The following is a 24,634-nucleotide window of genomic DNA, read 5'->3' as shown; positions in this document are numbered from 1 at the left end:
GCGAATCCTTCAGCGAGGGGCGGGGTTTTCCAGCAGCAGGGCCATGCCCTGTCCGCCGCCGATGCAGGCGGCGGCGATGCCGTAGCGGGTACCGCGCACGGCCAGTTGGCGGGCGACGCTGTGGGCCAGGCGCAGGCCGGTGGCGGCCAGGGGGTGCCCCAGGGCGATGGCGCCGCCGTGGCGGTTGAGGCGCTCCGGGTCCAGCTCCAGCTCGCGCTGCACGGCCAGCACCTGGGCGCCCTGGGCTTCGTTGATCTCCAGGCTGTCGATGGCGTCCAGCGTCAGGCCGGCCCCCTCCAGCAGCAGGCGGATGGCCGGCGCGGGGCCGATGCCCATGATCTCCGGCGGCACCCCGACCACGGCGCTGGCCCGCAGCAACGCCAATGGCGCCTTGGCACCCCGGGCGTCACCCACCAGCATGGCGGCGGCACCGTCCACCAGGGCACAGCTGTTGCCGGCGGTCTGTACCGATCCGGGGCTGACCGGCGAGAGTGCCGCGAGGGCGTCCAGGCTGGTCTCGCGGGGGTGGCTGTCGTGACTGAGCCGGGTGACCTTGCGCGGCAGGTCCAGGGCGCGGGGTTGATAGCCCGGCAGCTCGAAACGGGCCCGCTCGACGGGGGCGATCTCGGCGTCGAACCAGCCGCTTGCCTGGGCCGCCAGGGCCTTGCGGAAGCTGCCGAGGGCGAAGGCGTCCACCTCTTCACGGCGCAGGCCGTAGCGCTGGGCGAGGTTCTGCGCGGTGTCGATCATGGTCTGGCCGATGGCCGGGTCCAGCAGCGCTTCCCAGAGGAAATCCCTGAAGCCCACCGGTGCGCCGAGGCGAAATCCGCCCCGGTGCTCGTAGCTGGCAATGGGGTTGCGCGACATGGACTCGGTGGCCACGCACAACGCCAGCCGTGCGCTGTCGCGCTCCAGCTGGTTGCCGGCCTGACGCAGCAGCTCCAGGCCGGTCCCGCAGATCCGCTGCACCGCCAGGGCCGGCACCTCCAACGGCACGCCGGCATAGAGCCCGATGTGCCGGGGCAGCATGTAGGCGTCGAAGCTGGCCTGGGCCATGCTGCCGGCCAGCACACTGTCCACCTGCCCGCCCGCCACGCCGGCCCGCGCCAATACGGCACGGGCGACGTGGATACCGAGGTCGATGGGCGAAACCTGGGCCAGCGGCCCGCAATAGTCGACCCAGGGCGTGCGGGCGCCGGCCAGCAGCGCCACTTCGCGGAACAGCTCGAACTGGCCTTTCATGCGCCCGCCTCCGCCAGCACGCAGTGGCGCGCGGGATCGTCGTAGAGCCGGTCGATCAGCTCGGCGCGGCGGCCGAGCACGGCCCGCTGGTTGAGCGAGCCCTTGTCGGTGATCTCCCCGGCATCCAGGCTCGGCGGCTCCACCATCGGGCAGGCCCAGGCGATGTGCGACGCCAGGCCGGTGGCCTCGCGGTTGAGGGCAGCCAGCAAGCCGGCCAGCCAGGCCTTCAGCGCAGGCGCGGCCAGCACCGCCTCGACGCTGGCCTCGGGCCCGAGCCCGGCCAGTTCGCGGCAGGCCGGCAGGTTGGGGAACACCAGCAGGCCGATGCGCTGGCGGTCCGGCCCGGTGACCACCACGTCCTGCACGTAGGGCGCGCCCTGGAGGATGACGCGGGTGCGCAGCGGCCCGACGCTGACGAAGACGCCGGTGCTGAGCTTGAAGTCCTCGGCGATGCGGCCATCGAACATCAGCCCCCACTCCGGTCGCTCGGCGTCGGCGAAGCGCAGGGCATCGCCGGAGCGGTAGAAGCCCTCCTCGTCGAAAGCCTCTTGATTCAGCTCGTCCTGGCGCCAGTAGCCGGGCATCACGTGGGGGCCACGGAAGCGCGCCTCCAGCTTGCCGTCCACCGGCGCCAGCTTCACTTCGCAGCCCGGCGCCGGCAGGCCGACGTAGCCGGCCAGGGACAGCGGCCCGGTGGTGAAGGTGCAGGACGGCGCGGTCTCGGTCATGCCCAGGCCGGCCATCATGCGGATACGCTCGCCGCAGTGCTGCTCGGCGATGCGGTCCAGGCGGTTCCACACCGGCTGGCTGAGGCCGGCACCAGCGAAGAAGAACAGCGTGATGCGGGCGAAGAAGCGCTCGCGCAGCTCGGCGTCCCGCTCCAAGGCCTCCACCAGCTCTTCCCAGCCCTTGGGCACGGTGAGGTAGGCGGTGGGGGAGATTTCCCGCAGGTTGCGCAGGGTCTCGCCGAACAGCTGGGGCGTCGGGCGGCCGTCGTCCAGGTACAGGCTGCCGCCGTTGTAGAGGACGATGCCGACGTTGTGGCTGCCGCCGAAGGTGTGGTTCCACGGCAGCCAGTCCACCAGCACCGGCGGTGCCTCGCCGAACACCGGGAAGGTCTGCAGCAGCATCTGCTGGTTGGCGCAGAGCATGCGCTGGGTGGTGACCACGGCCTTGGGCAGCTTGGTGGAGCCGCTGGTGAAGAGGAACTTGGCGATGGTGTCGGGCCCGGTGCGGGCGAAGGCGGCGTCGGCAGCCGCCGGGTCGCGGGGGGCCAGCAACGCATCGAAGCGCTGCTGCGGGCGCCCCGCCACGTCGCCCTGCACCAGCAGCAGGGGCACCTCGGCCGGCACCACCGCCTCGATGGCGCGGGCGAAGGCGTCGCCATCCGCCGCCATCACCAGGCCGGGCTGCAGCAGGTCGACGATGTGCTGCAGCTTGGCGAAATCACGGGCTACCAGCGAATAGGCCGGCGACACAGGGCAGTACGGCACGCCGATGTAGTAGGCCGCCAGGGCCAGCTGCAGGTGCTCCAGGTCGTTGCCGGAGAGGATCACCAGCGGCCGCGCCGGGCTCAGCCCGTAGTCCAGCAGGTGCGCGGCGATGCGGCGGATGCGCCCGAGCATGTCGCGGTAGCTGATGGCCTGCCAGGCGCCCTGGGCGTCGCGGCGGGCCACGAAGGTCTGCTCGCCGCGCACTTCGGCCCAGTGCAGCAGGCGGTCCAGCAGGCGCCCGGGGAGCGGCTGCAGCGCTTCGCGGGGGTTGAGGTAGAGGTTGCCGGCGCGCGCCTCGATGCGCACGTCGGGCATGCCCAGGGACACCGGCCGGTAGCGGGCGGCGGGCTGGACGGAGGATTCATTGTTCACTGTTATCACCTCCGACCGCGCCCGGACGGCGGGCGCGGTGCGATACCGGGCAGGGCCCGGCGTATTCAGTTCGTGCCGCTCAGATGGGGTAGTGGCGCGGGCCGTTCTGCACCGTCACCCAGCGCAACTGGGTGAACTGCTCGATGCTCGCGCTGGAACCGAAGCTGCCGTAGCCGCTGGACTTCACCCCGCCGAAGGGCATGGGCGCCTCGTCATGCACGGTCGGGCCGTTGATGTGGCAGATGCCCGACTCCACGCGCTGGGCCAGCGCCAGGGCACGGGACACATCGCGACTGAAGATCGCCGCCGACAGGCCGAACTCCGAGTCATTGGCCAGGCGCAGCAGCTCCTCGTCACCCTGCCCGCGCAGGATCACCGCCACCGGGCCGAAGGATTCCTCGCGGTACAGGCGCATGGCCGGGGTGACCCGGTCCAGCAGCACCGGCTGCATCACGCTGCCGCTGCATTCGCCACCGGCCAGCAGGACCGCACCCTTGTCGAGGGCGTCCCGCACCAGGGCCATGATGCGTGCGCCCGCCTGAGCATCGATCAGCGAGCCGAGCACCGCCTCGCCGGGCAAGCCGGCCTTGAGGGTGCCGACCTTGCTCGCCAGGCGCGCGGCGAAGTCGTCGGCAATGCGCGCGTCCACCACCAGCCGCTCGGTGGACATGCAGATCTGCCCCTGGTTGAAGTAGGCGCCGAAGGCCGAGGCGGCCACGGCCTGGTCCAGGTCCGCGTCGTCCAGCACCAGCAGCGGTGCCTTGCCGCCCAGTTCCAGCACCGCCGGCTTCAGGTGGCGCGCGGCGAGCTGGCCGATGATGCGGCCGACATGGGTGGAGCCGGTGAAGTTGACGCGGCGCACCGCCGGGTTGGCCACCAGCCGCTCGACGATGGCGGCAGCGTCTGCCGGGGCATTGCTGATGACGTTGACCACGCCATCGCCCAGGCCTGCCTGCTGCAGCACCTCGCCGATCAGTGCGTGCACCGCCGGGCTGTTCTCCGAGGCCTTGAGCACCACGGTGTTGCCACAGGCCAGGGGCATGGCCAGGGCACGGGTGGCGAGGATGATCGGCGCGTTCCAGGGCGCGATGCCCAGCACCACGCCGCAGGGTTGGCGCAGGGCCATGGCGAAGCTGCCCGGTACGTCGGAGGGGATCACTTCGCCCTTGATCTGGGTGGTCATGCCGGCGGCATCGCGCAGCATGTTGGCGGCCAGCTTCACGTTGAAGCCGTACCAGTCGGCGGTGGCGCCGGTTTCCACGGCCATCGCCATGAAGCGCTCGCGGTTGGCCTCCAGCAGGCGGGCCGCCTCCAGCAGGCGCGCCCGGCGCTCGGCGGGACCGAGGGCGGCCCAGGCCGGGAAGGCAGCCTGGGCGGCGGCCACGGCGGCATCGGCGTCTTCCAGGGTGGCGGCGGCCACGCGGCTGACGACTTCACCGGTGAAGGGACTGTGGCGCTCGAACACCGCGCCGGTGGCGGCAGGACGGGTACGGCCGGCGATCAGCAAAGGCACGTCGAACATGATCTGCTCCTGTTGTGATTGTTCTGCGGGGACGGTGCCTGGCGAACCAGGCGAACGCCCCCGGAGCGCGCGCTGTCAGCGCTTGTAGGCTTGCAGGCCGGGCTTGATGCTCTTGTCGTCGAGGAACTGCTTCATGCCCTGCTCGCGGCCGCCTTCCTTGTCCAGCAGGCGGGACTGGTCGAGCTTGGCGTAGAGGTAATCCTCGTTCTGCTCCCAGGTCAGCTCGCGGCAACGCTTGAAGCCATTCTTTGCGGCACGCATCACCACCGGGTTCTTGTCCAGCAGGTTGCGCGCCAGCTCGATGGTGGTCTCGCGCAGCTGGGCCAGCGGCACGCTCTCGTTCACCAGGCCCATCTCGGCGGCCTTGCGGCCATCGAAGGTCTTGCCGGTCATGATGTAGTACAGCGACTGGCGGTGGCCCACGGTGTCGGCCATGGCCTTGCTCACCAGGTTGCCCGGGGGGATGCCCCAGTTGATTTCCGACAGGCCGAAGGTCGCCTCGTCGGCGCAGATGGCCAGGTCGCAGGCCACCAGCGGGCTGAAGCCACCGCCGAAGCACCAGCCGTTGACCATGGCGATGGTGGGCTTGGCGTACATGCGCAGCAGCTTCCACTGCCATTGCGAGGCTTCGCGGCGGATCTTCTCCTGGAGGATCTCGGGGCCGGCGTCCACTTCGCGGAAGTATTCCTTCAGGTCCATGCCGGCCGTCCAGGACTCGCCCGCGCCGGTCAGCACCAGCACGCCCACGTCCGGGTCCTGCTCCAGGGTTTCGAGCACGTCGACCATCTCGCGGTTCAGCGTCGGGCTCATCGCGTTGCGCTTCTCGGGGCGGTTGAGGGTCACCCAGCCGATGCCCTCCTCCACGTCGACTTTCACGGTCTGCCAGCGGTTCTCGTAGTTGCTCATGTCGCGTACCTGCTCTTGTTTTGGAATGGCCTCAAGGTATGCCGGCAATTTAGTTATGTCAATTAACGATTAATTCGCACTGTGCGATCAGCGAACCAGAGCGGGTCGGCACCCGACCACTGATTAGCCTGCGTAACCAAACCAGCCCAGAACACACGAATTCAAGCCGAAGCCAGCGGCCTTCCGGCACGGCTGCCAAGGGCCACCACCACCAGCGCCGCCACCAGCAAGCCGGGCGCTGCGGCCATCAGTACGCCGGCCGTACCGGCGCCGGCGGCGAGGATCTGCCCGGCGGCCAGGGGCCCGCTTACCGAGCCCAGCCGGCCGATGGCCACCGCCGCCCCGACCCCGGTGGCCCGGACCTGGGTCGGGTAGTAGGCCGGCGCCAGGGCGTAGAGCACCAGCTGCGCAGCCATCACGAAGACACCTGCGGCGAAGCCTGCCGCCGCCATGCTCGCGACGCTGCCGGAGAAGCCGATGCCGGCCAGGGCCAGCAACAGGCCGGTGTAGATGGACAGCACCACCGGCGTGCGGCGGAAGCGGTCCAGCAGCACGCCGCCCATCAGCGAGCCCAGGGCCCCGCCGACGTTGAAGACCATCTGCACCATGCCTGCCTGGGGCTTGCTGAAGCCAAGCTCCAGCAGCAGCGAAGGCAGCCAGTTGAGCAGCATGTACATCACCGTGAGGGTGAAGAAGTAGCTGACCCAGAGGGACAGGGTGATGCGCGTGCGACCGTCGCCGCAGAGCGCCTCGACGGTGGACGGCCGCACCGCGCCGCCCTGGTCGCGCTGCTGATGGAAGGCGGCGGACTCGGGCAGCATCAGCAGCATCAGCGGGGCGATGACCAGGGGCGCGACGCCCCCGACGATGAACACCCACTGCCAGGCTTCGCCGGCCAGCATGCCCACCAGGGCCGCAACCGCCCCGCCCAGGGGCACGCCGCAGTACATGATGCTGATGGCGGTGCTGCGCTGGCGCTCCTCTACGGCTTCGGCGCACAGCGCGATCAGGTTCGGCAGCGCCGCGCCCAGGCCCAGCCCGGTCAGGAAGCGCGCCGCCAGGAGTCCGGTCAGGCTGCCGGCGTAGGCGGTCCACAGGGAGAAGATGCCGAACAGCACCACCGCCGCCACCAGCACCTTCTTGCGGCCGATGCGGTCGGCGATGCAGCCACCGAGGAAGGCCCCGGGCAGCAGGCCGATGATGCTGGCGCTGAACATCCAGCCCATCATTTTCGGGTCCAGGTTGAAGGCGGCGCGGATGCCGGCAGCGGCGATGCCGGCGGATTGCAGGTCAAGCCCTTCGATCAGGGCGACGATGAAGCACAGCAGGATAGTCAGCCGCGAGCGGCCGGTAGTGGCGTGCATGGAAGGCCTCGCTTTTATTGTTCTTGTGAAGGGACGACAGGCCGTCGTCCGGCTTCAGAAGATTAACAAACAAAACTAAAAAAACAGCCCCCAGCCTTCGCCTGCCACTGGCAACGGATCTTCCTTTTGTGACAAGGACTTGGCGTCCTGCCACCACGAATCAGGCAAACAAGTTAATCTTTTTAATGTTCGATTAACGGCCACTCCCAATTGATAAGCCGGATCGGCACTTCCATCCTGCGGTCGCGATCGGCCCTGCGCCGTCGCATGCCCACAAGAACAACAAAAGGACTCCGCACATGCCTGCACGCCCTGGTCGCGCCCAGCGCCCGCACCCGCTTTGCCACCTTTCGCCGCTGCTGCTCAGCCTGGCCACCGGAACCGCCCTGGCGGACGGCTTCGTCGACGACAGCCACGCCAGCCTGACCCTGCGCAACTACTACCTGGACCGTGACTACCAGGACGATGGCGCCAAGTCCGAAGCCCGCGAGTGGGCCCAGGGCTTCATCCTCAAGTTCCAGTCCGGCTTCACCCCCGGCCCGGTGGGCTTCGGCCTGGATGCCACCGGGCTGCTGGGGGTCAAGCTCGACTCCTCGCCCTCGCGCAGCGGCACCGAGCTGCTGCCGGTGTCCCCCAGCAGCGGCCGCGCCGCCGACGAGTACGCACGCCTGGGGCTGACCGGCAAGGTGAAGGTCGACAAGAGCCTGCTGCAGGCCGGTGACCTCAACCTGGCCCTGCCCTCGGCGCTCTCCAGCCCCTCGCGCCTGCTGCCGCAGACCTTTCGCGGGGCGTACCTGACCTCCGGCCAGGTGGAGGGCCTGACCCTGCATGCCGGCTACCTGGACCGCATCGCCAAGCGCAACTCCACCGACTACGAGGCCATGTCCATCGCCTCGCCCAACGGGCGCTTCAACGGGCGCGCCACCACGTCCCACGTGAACCTGCTGGGGGCCGACTACGCCGTCAGCCCGGCGCTCACGCTCAAGGCTCATTACCTGGAAGCCCCCGACCTCTACGACCAGGCCTACCTCGGCCTGCTGCACAAGCTGCCCCTGGGCCCCGGCAACCTGAGTACCGACGTGCGCGCCTTCTTCAGCGACGACAACGGCCGCGCCGAAGCCGGCAAGGTGGACAACCGCCACCTCTCCCTGCAGTTCGCCTACGGCCTGGGCGGGCACCGCTGGACCCTGGGCTATGCGCACCAGTCCGGCGACACCGCCACGCCCTACCTCTCCGGCACCGAGCTGATGGGCATCAGCGAGATGACCATGAGCTCGGACTACTTCAACGCCCGGGAGCGCATGTGGCAGGCGATCTGGGACTACGACTTCGCGGCGTCCGGCGTGCCGGGGCTGACCGCACGGTTGCGCTACGTGCGCGGGGACCACATCGAGCTGGCGGCCCTGCGCGCCGATGACCGCAAGGAGCGCGAGCTGCAGTGGGAGGCCGGCTACGTGATCCAGGAGGGGCCGCTGCGCAACGTCGGCTTCCGCGTGCGGCAGTCCTTCTACCGCAACGACTTCCCCACCGGTGCCGCCTTCCGCGACGAGAACCAGGCCCGCTTCCTGGTGACCTACACGCTGCCGATCTGGTAGCCGCCGGCAACCGACCGTCGCGGCAACGGTCCGCGACGGTCCTGCGCCCTGCCCCGCTCTCGGCGCGGCCGCACCTCTGTCGGCCAGGCGCGGCATTGGCAGCAAGGCGCACGGCATGCCGATCAATCCGCAAGAAAGCGCCCGGCGGGTCGGCGCTGGGCCATGCGCGCGAGCAGCTGCAGCACACCGCCGAACAGCACCGCCACCAGGGAGAAGGTGAAGATCAGCCCCTGGCCGTCGCTGCCCATCGCCAGGCTCAGCAAGGTGGGTGCGCTGGCAGCCGAACTCACCTGCACCACGCTGACCAGGCGCGCCAGGCGCCCGTCCGGGTCATGGGTGACCACGGCCGCCATGTAGTAGGTCAGCGCCAGGACCCAGCCGAAATTCATCAGGAACACCACGCCCGCCAGCCCGGCGGCGTGTTCGACGCCACGGGCCAGCAGCACCACGGACAGCGCAACGCAGAGGCTGCCGACGAGGATCATCGGCAAGCGCCCGACCCGCCGGCCAAGCAGGCTCGGCAGGCCGGCACCGGGCAGCCCGCCCAGCAGCCCGAGGCTGACGGCCCAGCCTACCTGGGCGGCATCCAGCCCCTGTTCACCGGCCAGCCCGTCGACGAATCCCCACACCGCGTAGATGGAAAACTGCAGGCAGAGCATGCCCAGCAGCGCGGCGATGCCGACAGCTGCCGAGCCGCAGGCAGCAGGGCCGCTCAGCACCGCCTCGCCAACCTCCAGCTGGCGCGGCAGCACGCCACACGCCCACCACGCCAGCGCGAACCAGCCGGTGATCACCCCCAAGGCAACCCCGCCTCCGAGGTGCTCGGCCAGCTGCGGAACGACGGCCGCCATCAGCGCGAAGACCAGGGTCTGCGTCAACAGCAGCAGGCCGAAGGAGCGGTCCGGCCCCGGCATCTGCCCCAGGGCGAACACCGCCTGTGCATAGAGCGCACCGGAAGCCATTCCGGCCAGCAACCGCAGCGCCAGCAGCGGCCCCAGGGCGTTGGCCAGGCAGGCAGCGGCGTTGAACAGCACCAGGGCAGCCGCCATGGACTGGCAAGCCAGGCGATTGCCCAGGCGCGCGGCAAACAGCGGAACCAGCAGCGTGCCGATTACCGAGCCACACATTTCCACGGCGATCAGGGTGCCCTGCTGGGGCAGCGAGAGGCCGAGGCGTTCGGCCATCAGGCCGATGAAGACCGGCTGGATGCCCACCACCAGGATGGCGATGGCGGCCACGAAGATGCAGGCCGCGCGGGCGGCTCGCGAGTGATGCGTGATCATGGTGTCGAATCCTGAAAGGCGGGCGCGAGGCCCGGGCGGGTCAGTCCAGCCGGTAGATGCGGATAACGACCCGGTCCTCGCCGGGGTAGGTCACCCGCCCGATGAAGGCGGCCTCGGTGAGCCAGCCGAGCGCGCCCCGTGCCACCTGGAAGCGCGGGCTGCAGGTGCAGCGATAGAGGTGTTCCGGCAACGGCCAAGTGCCCTCGTCTTCACGGCGGCGGCCCTCCTCGCTGAGCACCAGGAAGCCCCGGTTGTGCACGTTGATCAGCTCGCCCCGGTCGGTACGCAGGCTGTAGGTGGCGTCCAGGTCGCCGACCCCATCCGGACGCAGGCAGTAGAAGTCGGCGCCACCGGGCAGCACGTCGCCCTGCAGGCCCGGGCCGACGAAATGTCCGCCGAGGATCGGGTAGTTGGCACGACGCCCGTCGATGGCCTCCCCCAGGGTCTGGGGTTCGCCGATGGCCACGTCCAGGGTCATCACCCACTCCAGCGCCGGTGCCGGCACGCTCATGTCGTCTTGCATGGGTCGCTCCTCGCAAGGGGCCCGGGTCGCCCCGGGCCGGCGGGGTCAGTGGGAGGTCTTCACGGTCGTCCAGGTGCGGGTACGCACCCGCTCGGTGGCGGAGGACACCGGTTCCAGCGGGAACAGCGTCCGGCGCACCTCGTCGGAGACGTACATGTTCGGGTCGTTGCGGATCTCCGGCGACACCAGGGCGGTGGCGTCCTTGTTGGGGTTGGGGTAGCCGATGGCATCGCTGATGCGGGCGATCACCTCGGGCCGCAGGATGTAATTGATGAAGGCGTGGGCCTCATCAGGGTGCGGGGCCTTGGCCGCCACGGCCATCACGTCGGACCACATCGGCGCGCCCTCCTTCGGCATCGCCATGGTCACCTTCACGCCCTTGCCGGCGGCGTTGGCCAGCTTGCGCGCCAGCGCCACCCCGCCGGACCAGCCGACGGCGACGCAGATCTCGTCGTTGGCCAGGTCCATGCCGTAGCGCGAGGAGTTGAAGTAGGTGACGTAGGGGCGGATCGCCTGCAGCGCCTCGGCAGCCCTCTTGTAGTCGCCGCGGTCCTCGCTGTTGGGCGGCAGCCCTTGGTAGTGCAAGGCGATGGGTAGGATTTCGTTGCCGGCATCGAGGAAGCCGACCCCGCAGCTGGCGAGCTTCGAGAGGTTCTCGGGCTTGAAGATGATGTCCCAGGTGTTCATCGCCACGTTCGGCCCCAGGGCCGCCTGCACCTTGTCGACGTTGTAGCCGATCAGGGTGGTGCCCCAGAGGTAGGGCACGGTGAAGCGGTTGCCGGCATCGCCCACCGCTTCGAGGCTGGTCATGAAGGTGGGGTCCAGGTGCTGCCAGTTGGGCAGCTTGGCGCGGTCCAGCGGTTCGAAGGCGCCGGCGGTGATGAGCTTGCCGATGTTGGCGCTGCTGGGGAACACCACGTCATAGCCGGAGTTGCCGGTGAGCAGCTTTGACTCCAGGGTCTCGACGCTGTCGAACACGTCGTACACCGGGCGGATGCCGGTCTCCTTCTGGAAGTCCTTGAGCACGTCGGGCGGCAGGTACTCGATCCAGTTGTAGATGCGCACGGTGCGCTCGTCGGCGTGGGCGCCGGCCAGGGTGGCAAGCGCCAGGGCCAGGGCGGCCGCGATGCGGAAGGGTTTCATGGCGAGGTCTCCTGGCGCGATCAGTAACGGTAGGTGAAATAGAGTTCGAGGGCGCTGAAGCGGTCGTCGTTGCCGAACACCTGCTTGGCGGCCGCCTTCGGGTCCACCCAGTTGTACGACAGAGAGGTGTACAGCCGCTCGGTGGGTGTCCAGTCGAGGTACACCACGCTCTCGTCGGCAAAGCGACGGTCATCGACGGCCACGCCCTGGTAGTTCTTCTCGTCCAGCCAGAACTGGTAGTGGATGGCCCCCAGGGCCAGGGTCTGGCTCAGCCGGGTCTTCACCGAGAACTGCTGCACCCGCTCGTTGCTGTTGAAGAGCACGTAGTTGCCCATCACGTCGCCCACCAGCCAGGTGCTCCAGTCGACGAATCCCTTGGCCAGCGGGTCCCAGGATTTCTGGGTGGTGTCGGTGACGTCGTCATCGCCAGAGAACACCGCGTAGCGATAGCCCAGCACCGGGGTCAGCGGCAGCGTCTCGAAGGCGTAGTCGGCCTGGGCGTACCAGGCCTTGGCGTCGTAGTCGACACCGTCGCCGCTGCCGCGCTGCACGGCATATTCACCGTTCAGGGTCAGCGCATCCAGGCCTGGCAGCTTGCCGTTCAGTGCACGCAGGTTGTAGACGTGCATGCCGTCGCGGCGGATCGGCGTGCTGTAGTGGCGGGTCAGCGAATCCACGTTCATCGCCATGGCGCCCAGGGTGACCTGGCCGTCGAGGTCGTAGTCGAGGTTGGCGCCGTTGAGGCGGTAGTCGCCCAGTTGGGTGTCGGTGCGCAGGCTGAAGGCCTGGACCTTCAAGGCGCCGTGGTCCCAGGCGAGGAGCCCGGAGTCCCGGAAGGCGGTGCGCGGGCCGAGCCAGTAGGCGCCGTCATCCAGGGCGTCGAGGTTGCCGTCCATGACGATGAAGCCGGTGCCCACCTTGTAGTTCTGCCGGCCGGCGGTGAAGGTCCACTCGCCGGCACGGAACCCTGCGTACAGCTCCTCGGTGGAGACCTGGCCATCGGAGCTGCGGGTGAAGCCGCCGGCATCGCCGTCGCCCAGGGTCTTGGAGGCGACCACCGAGCCACCGGCGATCAGGTCGAAGTCCGGTGTGACCCCGTACTTCAGGGTCACGCCCGGCTTCAGGTACATCTCCTGCCAGTCGACGCGGGTGCCGCCGTTGCGGCCGTTGCGCTGGTCGACGCGGCCGGCGCCGAAGTTGACGTTGCGGGTCATGACGGTGGAGGCGCCTGCCGTGAGGGTCGCCTCGCCGGAGAGGTCACCCTCTTCGAAGGTGTAGCCGGCCAGTGCGGCCTGGCTGGCCAGCGGGAGGACGAGCGCGGTCAGCGCCCGCTGGAAACGCAGGGTGCGGTACATGGTGAGCTCCTGTGCATTTGTTCTTGTGTTACAGGGCAGTGGAAGTGGGCGGCTGGGCCGCCGAACGCCCGCCGGGGCGGGCGAATCCGGAATCGGTGTTCCGTGTTGGAATCAGGTCAGGCCTTCAGGTGTGCGGCGATGGCCCTCAGCATGCGGACGCTGTCGGCGTCGAGGTCGGTGACGGCCTCGGGCAACGAGGACTGCTTGACGATCACCACCCGCGACGGCCAGTCGATGAACAGGTACTGGCCATGGATGCCGCCGGCCATGAGCGCCAGGCTGTGGTCGTTGAACACGTACCACTGGCTGCGGTACGAGGCGCCGGGGGTCCACTCGGAGAAGTCGGCGTTGGCCGCGTAGATCGCCGGATCGGCGCCGGCGGCGATGCGCTCGATGGTGTCCGCGCCCAGCAGTTGGCGGCCCTGGTGACGTCCACCATTGGCCAGCAGCAGGCCGAAGCGCCCCATGTCACGCAGGGTGGCGCTGAAGCCGGCACCGGCCACACCCCGACCCCAGGGGTCGGCCATGAAGTAGCCGTCACGCTCGCAGCCCAGCTCCTGCCAGACCCGTTGCAGCATCACCGGGCAACTCTCGCCGCTGGCGCGCTCCATCACCCAGGCGAGGGCCTCGGTGGTGGCGGTGACGTAGTGGAAGAAGCCGCCGTGCTCGCCCTTCTTCTGCAGCGACGGCAGGTACTCGTAGAGCGAGGCGTATCGCGCGTAGGCCGCGGGCGCCGGCTGGAAGCCACAGGCGTAGCCGTACTGGGAGCTTTCCGAGTCGGGGTCGTCGTAGACCTCGCTGTAGTCGATGCCCACGGCCATGTCGAACAGCTGGCGCACGCTGGCATCGCCGAAGGCACTGCCGGCGAGTTCCGGCACGTAGTGGGCGGCCGGCAAGGCCGGGTCCAGCACACCATCGCTGACCAGTTGCTCGCCGAGCGTGCCGATCAGCGACTTGGTGACCGAGAACATGATGTGGCGGTCCTGCGGGCGCTGGCCGCCGAAATAGCGCTCGCACACCACCTCACCGGCCTTGAGCACCAGGAAGGCGTCGGTGTGGCTGGCCTGCAGGTGCTCCTGCACCGATACCGATGCGCCGCTTACGCTTTCGAAGTGCAGGCCTTCCAGGCTGCGCGTGGCCGCCGGGAACACGCTGGCCGGGCCGGGGCCCGCCTCCACGTCGATGCTCGGACGCAGCCGCGCCAGGGAGCGGAAGCCCCAGCGGTTGTAAGGCGGGCTCATCCAATTGCCCCAGGTCACCCGCTGTTCGGGTGCGGCGGGGAAGCCCTGCATCAGCGGCGTTTCGGGCTCTCCGGCCTGGACAAGGCGACGGGCGTGCTCATACAGCGGAACAAGGGGGTGGGCGTTGGGGTGACTCATCTCGGCATTCCTGGACAGGTGACTCTGCGTGTGGAGCAGATGCCCAGAAATGATTAATCCGATTATTTATTTAAGTCAATAAAGTTTTTGTGCCGGTCAACGCACTCCGTCTATCATCGCCGCCACATGCACCCGAGCCGAGGAATTCAGTGAGCGGACTACGAGAACGTCAGAAGGAACTGCGCCGCCAGGCCATCGCCGAGAGCGCCGTCGCCCTGTTCAAGAGCCAGGGGTACGGCAACACCACCGTCGAGCAGATCGCACGCCAGGCCGGCGTCTCGGTGCCCACGGTGTTCAAGTACTTCGGCAGCAAGCAGGAAATCATCCTGGAGATGCTCAAGGAGGCCGACCGCCGCGCCATCCTCGACAGCCACGAACTGCCGATGGACGGCGAGCCGGTGGACGTGCTCTGCCAGCTGGAGCAGCGCATCGTCGGCTATGCCCTGACCATGCTGCCGGCGGCGCTGTGGCGCGAGCTGCTGCCGCTGGTGCTCATCGGCGGCAGCGACGGCCTGCCGGAGGCCTACCGCCAGTTGAACAGCAACCTGCAACGGGAAATCGCCGGGGTGCTGCGCGCCCTGCAGCAACGCGGCAGGCTGCGCGCCGACCTGGACGTGGAGCTGGCCGCCTTCCTGCTCAACGACTACTCCCACCTGCAGTTGCTACGCCTGACCAGCACCGACGAGCCGGACCTGGCCGCCCACCGCGAGCAGGTCCGCCGCACCACCCAGCTGATCTTCGACGGCATGCGCGCCCTGCCGTCGCGCGACTGAGTCACCTCAGGAGAGGATCTTCAGGCCCTCCACCGGGCCGTCCTGGCCACCGAACAGGCGGGCATAGCGCAGCGTCGCGTTGGCGTGCTCACGCATGATCGCCTCGGCCCGGGCGCCCTGCCCGGCCAGCAGCGCGTCCACCACCGTGTGGTGCTGCAGGTGGGCGAAGTTGAAGCGGCGGAACTCACGGGCGAGGTCGTTGCGATCCACCGCCAGGGAGCTGACCGAGGCGAACGGCAGGTGCTCGTTGCGCGCCAGGGCATCGGCGATGGCCGGGTTGCCGCTGGCCTCGATGATCACCTGGTGGAAGCGCTTGTTGATGTCGTGGTACTCGGCCAGGTCGTCTTCGCTGACGTGGCCCTTCTCGAACAGCCGGTCGCCGTCGGCCAGGCACGCCAGCAGCACGGCCCGTGCCGCCTCCGACACACCCCGCTCGGCCGCCTGGCGCGCCGCCAGCCCTTCCAGCACACCGCGCACTTCCACGGCACCGGCCAGGTCGTCGAAGGTCACCTGGCGCACGGCGAAGCCGCGTGCGCCCTGGCGAATCAGCAACCCCTCCTGCTCCAGGGCGCGGAAGGCCATGCGTACCGGCATGCGCGACACCCCCAGGCGTTCGGCCGTGGGTATCTCGGCGATGCGCTCACCGGCGGGTATCTCGCCGTCAACGATCATCTGCCGCAGGCGGTTCAGCACCCGTTGCCCCGCTCCACTCATGCGCGCCCCTTGGGATCCAATTTCACGAAGGCCCGTACTCTAGCCAGCCGCCCAGCCCCCTGCCAGAGGCCGGACGCAGGCGTTCCTTGTCTCAGCGTTCGCTGATCGCACGGTTATTGGATCCAAACAGCCGTAAATCATGGATTCCACCCGCCCGAAGCGCCAGCATTGGATCCAATACAACAACAACGAGGACCGCCCCATGTTCCCGAAGAATGCCTGGTACGTCGCCTGCACCCCGGATGAAATCGACGGCAAGCCCTTGGGCCGCATGATCTGCAACGAACGGATGGTGATCTACCGGGGGGCCGGCCAACGTGTCGCGGCCCTGGAGGACTTCTGCCCCCACCGCGGCGCGCCGCTGTCCCTTGGATCCATTCAGGACGGCAAGCTGGTGTGCGGCTACCACGGCCTGGTGATGGACTGCGACGGCCGTACCGCCTCCATGCCGGCCCAGCGGGTGCAGGCGTTTCCCTGCATCCGCGCGTTCCCGGTCCAGGAGCGCCACGGCTTCATCTGGGTCTGGCCCGGTGACGCCGCCCTCGCCGACCCGGCCCTGATCCCCCAGCTGGAGTGGGCCGAGAACCCGGCCTGGGCCTACGGTGGCGGGCTCTACCACATCGCCTGCGACTACCGGCTGATGATCGACAACCTCATGGACCTGACCCACGAGACCTACGTCCACGCCTCCAGCATCGGCCAGAAGGAGATCGACGAGGCACCGGTCTCCACCCGCGTGGAAGGCGACAGCGTCATCACCAGCCGCTTCATGGAAGGCATCCTGGCCCCGCCCTTCTGGCGCGCCGCCCTGCGCGGGAATGGCCTGGCCGACGACGTGCCGGTGGACCGCTGGCAGATCTGCCGCTTCACCCCGCCCAGCCATGTGCTCATCGAAGTCGGCGTGGCCCACGCCGGCCGAGGGGGCTACGACGCCCCCGCCGACTGCAAGGCGAGCAGCATCGTGGTGGACTTCATCACCCCCGAGACGGACACCTCCATCTGGTACTTCTGGGGCATGGCGCGCAGTTTCCGCCCCGAGGACGCCGAACTGACCGCGCGCATCCGCGAGGGCCAGGGCGCGATCTTCGCCGAGGACCTGGAGATGCTCGAACAGCAGCAACGCAACCTGCTGGCCTGGCCCGAGCGGCCCCTGCTCAAGCTCAACATCGATGCTGGCGGCGTGCAGTCCCGGCGCATCATTGAGCGCCTGGTCAACGCCGAACGCGCCGCCGAGGCCCAACTGATCGGGAGGCAAGCCTGATGCTCGACCTGATGATCCGTGGCCTGCGCCTGGAGGCGCCGGGCATCCTCGGCCTGGAGCTGGTGGCTGCCGACGGCGCGCCCCTGCCCGCCTTCGAGGCCGGCGCGCACCTGGACCTGCACCTGCCCGGCGGCCTGGTGCGCCCCTACAGCCTGTGCAACGCCCCCGGCGAGACGCACCGCTACTGCCTCGCCGTGCTGCTGGACCCGGCGTCCCGGGGTGGCTCCCGCGCCGTGCACGAACAGCTGCGGGTCGGCCAGCGCCTGACTACCAGCGCACCGCGCAACCTCTTCCCCCTGGTGGCCGAAAGTAGCCGCAGCCTGCTGTTCGCCGGCGGCATCGGCATCACCCCGATCCTCGCCATGGCCCAGGCGCTGGCGGCCCGGGGCGAGGCATTCGAGCTGCATTACTGCGTGCGCTCGCGCAAGCTCGCGGCCTTCATCGACTGGCTGGAGTCCAGCCCCTTCGCCGCGCACGTCCACCTGCACGCCGACGACGGCCCCACGCCCTTCGACGCCCCCGCGCTGCTGCGGGACGCCGGCGACGCCCACCTCTACGTGTGCGGGCCGGGCGGCTTCATGGAGCACGTGCTGGGCTGTGCCCGCAGCGCCGGCTGGGACGAAACGCGCCTGCACCGCGAATACTTCGCCGCCCCCGTGCAGCCTGCCGGGGACGCGCGCGCCTTCGAGGTGCGCCTGGCGCGCAGCGGCCTGACCTTGCAGGTGCCGGCCGAACGCAGCGTCGCCCAGGTGCTGGACGACGCCGGGGTGTGCATCCCGCTGGCCTGCGAACAGGGCATCTGCGGTACCTGCCTGACCCGGGTGTTGGACGGCGAACCCGAGCACCGCGACAGCTTCCTCACCGACGCGGAGCGGGCCCGCAACGACCAGTTCACCCCCTGCTGTTCGCGGGCCCGCTCCGCCTGCCTGGTGCTGGACCTCTAGCAGGACGACCCGGGCGGCTTGGCGGTGCCCGGGTCAGTTACCGGCCGACAGCCCGCAGTCGATGGCCAGGTCCGCCCCGGTGATGGAGCGCGCCAGGGGCTGGCAGAGGAAGTGGCACAGCTCGGCCACTTCCTCCGGCTGGATGAAGCGCGCCTGTTCGCCCTGGGGGTACTTGGCCAGCAGCTCGCGGTAGTAGCCGTCGGGGTCGCCGTTGCCGTAGCGCTCGGCCTGGAAACTCAGCATCGGGGTGACGATGTCCCCCGGGGACACCGCGTTGCAGCGCACGCCGTCCGGCGCCAGGTCCAGGGCCAGGGTCTTGGTCAGCAGTGCCACCCCGCCCTTGCTGGCGCAGTAGGCGGCGGCGTTGCGGTTGCCCTGGCGCCCCGCATCGCTGGAGATGTTGACGATGCTACCCTGGGTGGCGCGCAGGTGCGGGATGGCCGCCTTGCACATGAAGAACACGGCCTTGAGGTTCACCCCCAGCACCAGGTCGAAGTCCTCCTCGCTGAAGTGCTCCACCGGGCCTTCGCGCCAGATGCCGGCGGCGTTGACCAGCGCGTCCAGCCGGCCAAAGGCGCTGACCGCGGCCGCGACCACTGCCTCGCAGTTGTCCGGGCGACGGATGTCGGCGGCGGCGATGGCGCACCCGGGGAACGCCTCGCGCACCTGCTCCAGGCCGGCGGCGTCCACGTCGGTGGCCAGTACGTTCCAGCCGGCCTGGTGGAAGCGCTTCACCAGGCTGCGCCCCAGGCCTCCGGCGGCACCGGTGATGATGATGCTGTTCATGCGGTGCTCCTCAGGGGGCCTTGTTTTCGATCAGGCAGTTGCCGCCATCCACCACCAGCAGTTCGCCGGTGATGTAGCTGGCTTCGGGTGAGGCCAGGAAGGCCACCGCCGCCGCCACCTCCTCCGGCCGGCCGGCGCGCCCCACCGGCACGTAGCTAGCGGCATGGCGCTCCTCGTCGGTGCTGGAGGCAGTGGCGATCCAGCCCGGGGCCACGCTGTTGACGGTGATGCCGTGGCGCGCCACTTCCAGCGCCAGCCCCATGTTCATTCCCACCATGGCGGCCTTGGCGGCGCTGTAGGCCGCCTCGCCGGGGTTGCTGCCACGGGTACCGGTGGTGGAGCTGATCTGCACGATGCGCCCGTAGCCCCGTGCCTGCATGCCCGGCAGCACGGCACGGGTGAGCAGGAAGGCGGTGGTGAGGTTGCGCGCCAGGGACAGGTTCCAGGTCGCCAGGTCCATCTCCGCGACCTCGGCGAAGGGCTCCGGGCTGCCCTGCATGGCCATGCCGGCGTTGTTGACGAGGACGTCGATGCGGCCCCAGCGGGCTTCGGCCCAGCTCGCCAGTTCCGCCACCTGGGCCTCGTCGGTGAGGTCCGCCGGGCGGCCTTCCGCTTCGAACCCCTCGGCGCGCAGCTCGGCCACCCGCTGGGCGATGCGCTCGCTGCTGGCGGTGATCACCAGGCGTGCGCCCGCCTGGCCCAGCCGCCGGGCAATGGCCATGCCGATGCCCGCCTCGCTTCCGGCGCCGCTGATCAGCGCCACCTGCCCCTGCCACCCTGTGGTTGTCATGGTCCTGTTCCTGCTGGTTTGTGATGGCGCTGGAAATTAGGCCCCTTTCGCTGATAGAAAAAGACGACCGTCATCAGCCGAACTGACAACCATGGCCTTCAGCCGCGACACCCTGCGCACCTTCCTCGCCGTGCTCGACCACGGCTCTTTCTCCGCCGCCGCGCGCCAGCTCGGGCGTGTGCCCTCGGCGGTGAGCATGGCCGTTTCGCAGCTGGAGGCGGAGCTGGACCTGGTGCTGTTCGACCGCTCCACCCGCAAGGCCCTGCCCACCCCGGCGGCACTGGCCCTGGAACCCCAGGCCCGCCAGGCCGCCAGCCAGCTCAACCTGCTGGACGCCCATGCCCTGCAACTGCACCAGGGGCTGGAGCGACGGCTCAGCCTGGCCATGGCGCCGGAGCTGCAGAGCGGCCCCTGGAGCCGCCCGCTGGCCAGCCTGGCACGGGAGTTCCCGGCCCTGGAGGTGGAAGTCCGCTCGGCGCCCCAGGCCGAAGCCATCCGCCTGTTGCATGCCGGCGAAGTGCAACTGGCGCTGGTGTTCGAACGGCCGGGCATCGACGAGCGCGAGGCCTTCCAGGAAGCCGGCAGCCAGGTGCTGGTGGCCGTGGCGGCCCCGGACTTCGCCCCCGGCCCCCTGGACGAGCGGGAGATGGCTACGCGGCGGCAGATCATCGTCGCCAGCGGCGCGCCCACGGCCTCGGACCCGCAGATCGTCCTGGCCCACCGCGTCTGGCTCTGCGACAGCCACCTGGCGGCGCTGGAGCTGGTGCAGGCCGGCGTCGGCTGGGCCTACCTGCCCGAACCCCTGGTGGCGCCGCTGGTGGCCGGTGGATCGATGGAAACGCTGCGCTTCGACAACATGAGCAGCCACCTGCGCATCGGCGTCGACATCGTCTGGCTGAAGGCGAACCCGACCGGCCTCAGCGCCCGACGCTACCTGGCGCTGATGCGCGAGCAACTGGCCGGCAGCCCCCCGGTGTGACCCGGGGCCGCCGAGGGCGGTCTCCCCCCTACGGGAGTCGGGTTGCACCCCTGCGGTTTCGGCTCCACAGTTCCGGCATCCACGCCCCTCGACGGGCGCGGGCCATAACAGAAGAACCTCCCATGCGATTCCTTTCTGCCTTACTGATCCTGCTGTTCCCGGCGCTTGCACTGGCCGGAGCCGACACCCTGCGCGTGGACCTGCGCGACCGACCACCCGAGATGTGGAGCATCGACGGGCGCCCCACCGGCCCCCTGGTCAAGGTGCTGGAAGTGGCCGCCGAGCGCGCCGGCCTGCACCTGGAGTGGCGCTATGCGCCCTTCGCCCGCAGCCTGGCGGACCTGCGCGAAGGCCGCATCGACCTGGTGCCCCGGGTGCTGCCCGATCCCGAGCGCGACCGCTACCTGCACTACCTGCCGAGCATCGGCACCCAGGACAAGGACATCCTCTTCGCCATCCGCCCCACCCGGCAGGTGGAGCGCTACGAAGACCTGGCGCCCCTGCGCATCGGTGTAAAGCGCAGCAGCCTGTACTTCCCGCGCTTCGACGCCGACACCGCCCTGAACAAGCAGCCGGCGGTGGACGACGACATCCTGGTGCGGATGTTCCGCGCCGGCCGTATCGACGCCATCGCCGTGCTGGACAAGGCCGCCATCGACGCCGCCTTCGAGAACATCCGCTTCAGCGACTACGCCTACGCCGGGTTGCGCGAGCCGATCCGCATCGAAAACCGCTTCGCCGCCTCCCAGAAGCTGTATGACAGCAGTCGCGCGGCGCTCTACGATCGCCTCGCCCGCGAGTTGGACGCCATGCGCCGCAACGGCGACGTGGTGTCCATCTACCGCGAACAAGGCGTCGAACCGCCCACCCCCTGAACCCATCGATGCCCGGCCCCGCCGGGCCGCCGTATCGAGTACCGCATGCCCCCTTCACCCGATGCCCTGCTCCTGCTGCCGGGCCTGCTCAACGACTCGCGCCTGTGGGCCCACCAGGCCGACGCCCTGCACGCGGAGCGGCCGGTGCACGTCGCCGACCTGACCCGTGACGACAGCATTCCCGCCATGGCCCGCCGGGTACTGGCCGAGGCCCCGCCGCGCTTCGCCCTGGGCGCCCTCTCCATGGGCGGCTACGTGGCCTTCGAGATCCTCCGCCAGGCGCCGGAGCGGGTGACCCGCCTGGCCTTGGTGGACACCATGGCCAGCCCGGACAGCCCCGAGCGTGCGGCCAACCGCAAGGGCCTGCTGGAGCTGGCGCGCCACGGCCGCTTCGTCGGTGTCAGCCCGCAGTTGCTGCGCCGGCTGATCCACCCCCGCCACCTGGGCACCCCGGTTGCCGACACCGTGCGCGCCATGGCCCGTGATGTAGGGCGGGAAGGCTTCATCCGCCAGCAACAGGCGATCATCCACCGCCAGGACGCCCTCGACCTGCTGCCACGGCTGACGCTCCCCACGCTGATCCTGGTGGGCGCCGACGACCTGATCACCCCGCCCGCCGAAGCGCGCCTGATGCACGCCGCCATTCCCGGCTCGCGCCTCGCAGTCATCCCCGAGTGCGGCCATCTGCCGCCCCTGGAGGCGCCGGAGCAGACGCTGTCGCTGCTGCGGGAATGGCTGGCCTGAGCAAAAACCTGCCAGTACTTCGCCACTGATCCATACTCCTTCGGTCGCATCGCACGTGATCGGGGGATTCATGGGCAACCATGCAGACGAAAGCATCTATCGCCGTGCATTCGAGTCGTCCTCGGTAGGCTTGGCCCTGCTGGGGCTGGACGGCCGCATCCAGCACATCAACCGGACTCTGGTGGAGATGCTCGGGCAACCCGCAGCCGACCTGCTCGGCACCTCACTGGACGCCCTGCTGCACCCGCGCGACCGCCATGCGGTCCTCCGCGCCTTCGACCGGGCGCAGCGCCAGCATGAGGACCTGGAATGCGGCGAGGTGCGCTTGGCCACCTCGGCAGCCACACCCCAATGGCTGCACCTGGGCCTGCGCATGGTCGAGGACGACCATGGCCAGCCCACCCATTACCTGGTGCGCCTGCAACTGCCCCTGGGGCATCGCCAGCGTGCCGAACAGATGTACCTGCTGAGCTACGCCCTGGACTACACCGCCGACGGGGTGCTGCTGCTGGATGGCGAACGGCACATCCGCTACCTCAACGAGGCGGCCTGCCGCCTCACCGGGCAGCCACGCCACCGCTTGCTGGGCCAGTCCCTGTCCCAGGTCCTCGCGCCGCTGGCCGGCAAGCTGGCGGACCTGCTGGCCGACGACGAGAGCCTGCAGGAGGCAGTGGAGAGCCAGCGCATCCTCAGCTGCGAACTGCAAGTGCCCGGCGAGGACTCGCCGCGCTACGTCACCCTCCAGTTCAGCCACTTCCACTACAACCAGCGCCCCTACAGCCTGGCGCTGATCCACGACTTCACCGAGCAGCGGCGCATCGCCGACGCCCTGCTGCGCAACGAGCGGCAGTTCCGCGCGCTGATCGAGAACACCCCCGACGCCATCGGCCGGCTGACCCCCGACTTCCGCCTCATCTACGCCAACCCGGCCCTGGAGGCGCTGTGCCGCCTGCCCCTGGTGGAAGCCCGCGGCCGCCCGGCACGGGAAGCCTTCGGCGACAACTCGCAGGTCGACATCATGGCCGACCTGGTGCGCGAGGTGGCCGCCACCGGCGAATCCATGGAGGAGGAGCTGATCCACGGTATCGAGGGCCCGAGCGACCAGCAGATCCACTACCTCATGCAACTGGTGCCGGAGCGCAATGCCGAGGGCGAAGTGACCAGCGTCATCTCCGTGGCCCGCGACATCAGCGGCATCCGCAAGGCCGAACGGCGCCTGGCGGCCAGCAACCGCCAGCTGCGCGAGCTGTCCAGCCGCCGGGAAAGCGCCCGCGAGGAGGAGCGCAAGCTGATCGCCCGGGAAATCCACGACGAACTCGGCCAGCACCTCACCGCCCTGCGCATGGGCATCTCCCTGCTGCGCCTGCGGCACGGCGAGCAGGCACCGGGGCTCGGCGAGGGCGTGGAGCGGCTCATGGCCCTGTGCGACCGCACCATCGGCGTGGTTCGCTCCATCGCCACCAGCCTGCGGCCCGCCGCCCTCAACATGGGCCTGTACCCCGCACTGGAATGGCTGATCGACGAATTCCGCAGCCACCACACGCAGATCGCCTGCGAGCTGGTGGCCCACAGCGGCGCGCCGGCGCTGGACGACAGCCAGGCCACCACCGCCTTCCGCATCGTCCAGGAGGCGCTGACCAACATCGCCCGCCATTCCGGCGCCAGCCGCGCGGTGATCAGCCTGGAGCGGCTCGACGACCGCTACGTGCTGGACATCACCGACAACGGCCACGGCTTCGACCCGACCAAGGTCGGCAAGCGCTCCCTGGGCCTGGCCGGCATGCGCGAGCGCGGCACCAGCCTGGGCGGCGAGGTGGTGATCTTCAGCCACCCGGGCCAGGGCACCACGGTGCAGGCCACCTTCCCCGTCAACGAGCCTTCGGAGTCCCCATGACCCGCATCCTCATTGCCGACGACCACGCCATCATGCGCGGCGGCCTCAAGCAGCTGATCGAGTTCGACGCCCGCCTGCAGGTGGCGGCGGAAGCGGAGAACGGCGCTCAGGTGCTGGAGCAGCTGCGGGCGGGCGAATTCGACCTGCTGCTGCTGGACATGAGCATGCCCGGGCTCAGCGGCGAGGACCTGATCAGCCGCGTGCACGGCCGCTACCCGCGCCTGCCGATCCTGGTGCTGAGCATGCACAACGAGGCGCAGATCGCCCAACGCGCCCTGCGCGCCGGGGCCAGCGGCTACCTGACCAAGGACCACAACCCGGAAACCCTGCTGGCTGCCATCCACCGGGTGGCCGGCGGCGGCCGCTACCTCGACCCGCGCATCGCCGAGCAGCTCGCCTTCGCCAGCAGCAGCCGCACGGATGACGCGGCCGCCCAGCTCTCCGACCGCGAGTTCCAGATCCTCCGCCTGCTGGCCCAGGGCCTCAGCGTCAACCAGATCGCCGACCAGCTGGTGATCAGCAACAAGACCGTCAGCACCCACAAGACCCGGCTGATGGAGAAAATGGGCTTCACCTGCAACGCCGACATCATCAAGTACGCCATGACCCACGGCCTGACGGCCTGACCGGGCCAACTGCCCCGCCACTTCCGACGGCCCGCCATCACGCGGCCCCTCGGGAAATCCCTACAAAAAAG

The 24,634-nt window shown here is 69.5% G+C and carries 22 protein-coding genes; 9 read left to right on the top strand and 13 right to left on the bottom strand.

What is annotated here, in order from left to right; genetic code table 11:
* Nucleotides 1-9 precede the first annotated feature (9 nt).
* The 5 genes from RTK35_RS10895 to mhpT form a co-directional block, all read right to left on the bottom strand.
* Nucleotides 10-1,242: a thiolase family protein gene (locus RTK35_RS10895; protein WP_074971764.1), complete on the bottom strand. Its 1,233-nt coding sequence runs from the start codon at nt 1,240-1,242 to the stop codon at nt 10-12.
* The gene (locus RTK35_RS10890; RefSeq protein WP_282887757.1) at nt 1,239-3,050 is read right to left on the bottom strand and encodes a feruloyl-CoA synthase; all 1,812 of its coding nucleotides are present in this window, start codon (nt 3,048-3,050) and stop codon (nt 1,239-1,241) included. Before RTK35_RS10890 ends, RTK35_RS10895 begins: the two co-directional genes overlap by 4 nt.
* Nucleotides 3,051-3,186: 136 nt before the next feature.
* Complete coding sequence (locus tag RTK35_RS10885; protein WP_236210098.1) at nt 3,187-4,629, bottom strand: aldehyde dehydrogenase; 1,443 nt, start codon at nt 4,627-4,629, stop codon at nt 3,187-3,189.
* Between the two features lie 75 nt (nt 4,630-4,704).
* Nucleotides 4,705-5,535, bottom strand: coding sequence for a p-hydroxycinnamoyl CoA hydratase/lyase (locus RTK35_RS10880; RefSeq protein ID WP_074971767.1), 831 nt, complete (start codon nt 5,533-5,535; stop codon nt 4,705-4,707).
* A gap of 161 nt (nt 5,536-5,696) precedes the next feature.
* The gene (gene mhpT, locus RTK35_RS10875) at nt 5,697-6,899 is read right to left on the bottom strand and encodes a 3-(3-hydroxy-phenyl)propionate transporter MhpT (protein WP_316907984.1); all 1,203 of its coding nucleotides are present in this window, start codon (nt 6,897-6,899) and stop codon (nt 5,697-5,699) included.
* A gap of 299 nt (nt 6,900-7,198) precedes the next feature.
* Here mhpT and RTK35_RS10870 point away from each other — a divergent pair, with 299 nt between their 5' ends.
* Complete coding sequence (locus tag RTK35_RS10870) at nt 7,199-8,494, top strand: OprD family porin (RefSeq protein WP_316907983.1); 1,296 nt, start codon at nt 7,199-7,201, stop codon at nt 8,492-8,494.
* 122 nt (nt 8,495-8,616) lie between these two features.
* Here RTK35_RS10870 and RTK35_RS10865 read toward each other — a convergent pair whose 3' ends face one another.
* The 5 genes from RTK35_RS10865 to RTK35_RS10845 all read right to left on the bottom strand — a co-directional run bounded on the left by RTK35_RS10865 (nt 8,617) and on the right by RTK35_RS10845 (nt 14,090).
* Entirely contained in the window at nt 8,617-9,777 is a 1,161-nt protein-coding gene (locus tag RTK35_RS10865) for an MFS transporter (protein ID WP_316907982.1), read from the bottom strand.
* A 40-nt stretch (nt 9,778-9,817) separates the two neighbouring features.
* Nucleotides 9,818-10,300, bottom strand: a complete 483-nt coding sequence (locus RTK35_RS10860) for a DUF3237 domain-containing protein (RefSeq protein WP_044404573.1) — start codon at nt 10,298-10,300, stop codon at nt 9,818-9,820.
* 45 nt (nt 10,301-10,345) lie between these two features.
* Nucleotides 10,346-11,443, bottom strand: a complete 1,098-nt coding sequence (locus tag RTK35_RS10855; protein ID WP_316907981.1) for a polyamine ABC transporter substrate-binding protein — start codon at nt 11,441-11,443, stop codon at nt 10,346-10,348.
* A gap of 20 nt (nt 11,444-11,463) precedes the next feature.
* Nucleotides 11,464-12,798: an alginate export family protein gene (locus RTK35_RS10850; RefSeq protein WP_316907980.1), complete on the bottom strand. Its 1,335-nt coding sequence runs from the start codon at nt 12,796-12,798 to the stop codon at nt 11,464-11,466.
* Between the two features lie 116 nt (nt 12,799-12,914).
* Complete coding sequence (locus tag RTK35_RS10845; protein ID WP_316908052.1) at nt 12,915-14,090, bottom strand: serine hydrolase domain-containing protein; 1,176 nt, start codon at nt 14,088-14,090, stop codon at nt 12,915-12,917.
* A gap of 236 nt (nt 14,091-14,326) precedes the next feature.
* Here RTK35_RS10845 and RTK35_RS10840 point away from each other — a divergent pair, with 236 nt between their 5' ends.
* Nucleotides 14,327-14,950: a TetR/AcrR family transcriptional regulator gene (locus RTK35_RS10840; protein ID WP_316907979.1), complete on the top strand. Its 624-nt coding sequence runs from the start codon at nt 14,327-14,329 to the stop codon at nt 14,948-14,950.
* A 6-nt stretch (nt 14,951-14,956) separates the two neighbouring features.
* On the opposite strand, the gene RTK35_RS10835 is transcribed toward RTK35_RS10840, so the two are convergent.
* Nucleotides 14,957-15,664 (bottom strand): GntR family transcriptional regulator, encoded by a 708-nt coding sequence (locus tag RTK35_RS10835; RefSeq protein WP_160481563.1) that lies wholly within the window; start codon nt 15,662-15,664, stop codon nt 14,957-14,959.
* A 202-nt stretch (nt 15,665-15,866) separates the two neighbouring features.
* Here RTK35_RS10835 and RTK35_RS10830 point away from each other — a divergent pair, with 202 nt between their 5' ends.
* Nucleotides 15,867-16,925, top strand: coding sequence for an aromatic ring-hydroxylating oxygenase subunit alpha (locus RTK35_RS10830; protein WP_074971823.1), 1,059 nt, complete (start codon nt 15,867-15,869; stop codon nt 16,923-16,925).
* The gene (locus RTK35_RS10825; protein ID WP_316907978.1) at nt 16,925-17,869 is read left to right on the top strand and encodes a PDR/VanB family oxidoreductase; all 945 of its coding nucleotides are present in this window, start codon (nt 16,925-16,927) and stop codon (nt 17,867-17,869) included. The genes RTK35_RS10830 and RTK35_RS10825 overlap by 1 nt, the downstream gene beginning before the upstream one ends.
* 33 nt (nt 17,870-17,902) lie before the next feature.
* Here the strand turns inward: RTK35_RS10825 and RTK35_RS10820 are convergent, their stop codons facing one another.
* Entirely contained in the window at nt 17,903-18,655 is a 753-nt protein-coding gene (locus tag RTK35_RS10820; RefSeq protein ID WP_160481565.1) for an SDR family NAD(P)-dependent oxidoreductase, read from the bottom strand.
* A 10-nt stretch (nt 18,656-18,665) separates the two neighbouring features.
* On the bottom strand, nt 18,666-19,445 hold the full coding sequence (locus RTK35_RS10815) for an SDR family NAD(P)-dependent oxidoreductase (protein ID WP_316907977.1): 780 nt from the start codon (nt 19,443-19,445) through the stop codon (nt 18,666-18,668).
* Between the two features lie 91 nt (nt 19,446-19,536).
* On the opposite strand from RTK35_RS10815, the gene RTK35_RS10810 reads away from it, so the two are divergent.
* The 5 genes from RTK35_RS10810 (at nt 19,537) to RTK35_RS10790 (ending at nt 24,563) form a co-directional block, all read left to right on the top strand.
* On the top strand, nt 19,537-20,424 hold the full coding sequence (locus RTK35_RS10810; RefSeq protein WP_316907976.1) for a LysR family transcriptional regulator: 888 nt from the start codon (nt 19,537-19,539) through the stop codon (nt 20,422-20,424).
* A 122-nt stretch (nt 20,425-20,546) separates the two neighbouring features.
* Nucleotides 20,547-21,299 carry a substrate-binding periplasmic protein gene (locus tag RTK35_RS10805; protein WP_316907975.1) on the top strand — a complete coding sequence of 251 codons (753 nt, stop codon included), beginning with the start codon at nt 20,547-20,549 and terminating at the stop codon, nt 21,297-21,299.
* Nucleotides 21,300-21,344: 45 nt separating this feature from the next.
* Nucleotides 21,345-22,043, top strand: coding sequence for an alpha/beta fold hydrolase (locus tag RTK35_RS10800; protein ID WP_316907974.1), 699 nt, complete (start codon nt 21,345-21,347; stop codon nt 22,041-22,043).
* A 70-nt stretch (nt 22,044-22,113) separates the two neighbouring features.
* The gene (locus tag RTK35_RS10795) at nt 22,114-23,937 is read left to right on the top strand and encodes a PAS domain-containing protein (RefSeq protein ID WP_142008922.1); all 1,824 of its coding nucleotides are present in this window, start codon (nt 22,114-22,116) and stop codon (nt 23,935-23,937) included.
* Nucleotides 23,934-24,563 carry a response regulator transcription factor gene (locus RTK35_RS10790; RefSeq protein WP_316907973.1) on the top strand — a complete coding sequence of 210 codons (630 nt, stop codon included), beginning with the start codon at nt 23,934-23,936 and terminating at the stop codon, nt 24,561-24,563. The genes RTK35_RS10795 and RTK35_RS10790 overlap by 4 nt, the downstream gene beginning before the upstream one ends.
* Nucleotides 24,564-24,634 lie beyond the last annotated feature (71 nt).

This window comes from Pseudomonas sp. zfem003 (assembly GCF_032621675.1).
Classification (GTDB): domain Bacteria; phylum Pseudomonadota; class Gammaproteobacteria; order Pseudomonadales; family Pseudomonadaceae; genus Metapseudomonas; species Metapseudomonas otitidis.
The sequence above is the reverse complement of the archived record's forward strand: the minus strand, read 5'-3'. Positions and strand labels throughout refer to the sequence as shown.

Excerpts from the sequence above, each read along its gene's own strand:
- RTK35_RS10865 (WP_316907982.1), bottom strand. The coding sequence starts at position 9,777 with ATGATCACGCATCACTCGCGAGCCGCCCGCGCGGCCTGCATCTTCGTG.
- RTK35_RS10885 (WP_236210098.1), bottom strand. The coding sequence starts at position 4,629 with ATGTTCGACGTGCCTTTGCTGATCGCCGGCCGTACCCGTCCTGCCGCC.
- RTK35_RS10815 (WP_316907977.1), bottom strand. The coding sequence starts at position 19,445 with ATGACAACCACAGGGTGGCAGGGGCAGGTGGCGCTGATCAGCGGCGCC.
- RTK35_RS10795 (WP_142008922.1), top strand. The coding sequence starts at position 22,114 with ATGGGCAACCATGCAGACGAAAGCATCTATCGCCGTGCATTCGAGTCG.
- RTK35_RS10830 (WP_074971823.1), top strand. The coding sequence starts at position 15,867 with ATGTTCCCGAAGAATGCCTGGTACGTCGCCTGCACCCCGGATGAAATC.
- RTK35_RS10880 (WP_074971767.1), bottom strand. The coding sequence starts at position 5,535 with ATGAGCAACTACGAGAACCGCTGGCAGACCGTGAAAGTCGACGTGGAG.
- RTK35_RS10890 (WP_282887757.1), bottom strand. The coding sequence starts at position 3,050 with ATGCCCGACGTGCGCATCGAGGCGCGCGCCGGCAACCTCTACCTCAAC.
- mhpT (WP_316907984.1), bottom strand. The coding sequence starts at position 6,899 with ATGCACGCCACTACCGGCCGCTCGCGGCTGACTATCCTGCTGTGCTTC.
- RTK35_RS10810 (WP_316907976.1), top strand. The coding sequence starts at position 19,537 with ATGGCCTTCAGCCGCGACACCCTGCGCACCTTCCTCGCCGTGCTCGAC.
- RTK35_RS10870 (WP_316907983.1), top strand. The coding sequence starts at position 7,199 with ATGCCTGCACGCCCTGGTCGCGCCCAGCGCCCGCACCCGCTTTGCCAC.
- RTK35_RS10800 (WP_316907974.1), top strand. The coding sequence starts at position 21,345 with ATGCCCCCTTCACCCGATGCCCTGCTCCTGCTGCCGGGCCTGCTCAAC.
- RTK35_RS10820 (WP_160481565.1), bottom strand. The coding sequence starts at position 18,655 with ATGAACAGCATCATCATCACCGGTGCCGCCGGAGGCCTGGGGCGCAGC.
- RTK35_RS10845 (WP_316908052.1), bottom strand. The coding sequence starts at position 14,090 with ATGCAGGGCTTCCCCGCCGCACCCGAACAGCGGGTGACCTGGGGCAAT.
- RTK35_RS10855 (WP_316907981.1), bottom strand. The coding sequence starts at position 11,443 with ATGAAACCCTTCCGCATCGCGGCCGCCCTGGCCCTGGCGCTTGCCACC.
- RTK35_RS10860 (WP_044404573.1), bottom strand. The coding sequence starts at position 10,300 with ATGCAAGACGACATGAGCGTGCCGGCACCGGCGCTGGAGTGGGTGATG.
- RTK35_RS10895 (WP_074971764.1), bottom strand. The coding sequence starts at position 1,242 with ATGAAAGGCCAGTTCGAGCTGTTCCGCGAAGTGGCGCTGCTGGCCGGC.
- RTK35_RS10825 (WP_316907978.1), top strand. The coding sequence starts at position 16,925 with ATGCTCGACCTGATGATCCGTGGCCTGCGCCTGGAGGCGCCGGGCATC.
- RTK35_RS10805 (WP_316907975.1), top strand. The coding sequence starts at position 20,547 with ATGCGATTCCTTTCTGCCTTACTGATCCTGCTGTTCCCGGCGCTTGCA.
- RTK35_RS10835 (WP_160481563.1), bottom strand. The coding sequence starts at position 15,664 with ATGAGTGGAGCGGGGCAACGGGTGCTGAACCGCCTGCGGCAGATGATC.
- RTK35_RS10790 (WP_316907973.1), top strand. The coding sequence starts at position 23,934 with ATGACCCGCATCCTCATTGCCGACGACCACGCCATCATGCGCGGCGGC.
- RTK35_RS10850 (WP_316907980.1), bottom strand. The coding sequence starts at position 12,798 with ATGTACCGCACCCTGCGTTTCCAGCGGGCGCTGACCGCGCTCGTCCTC.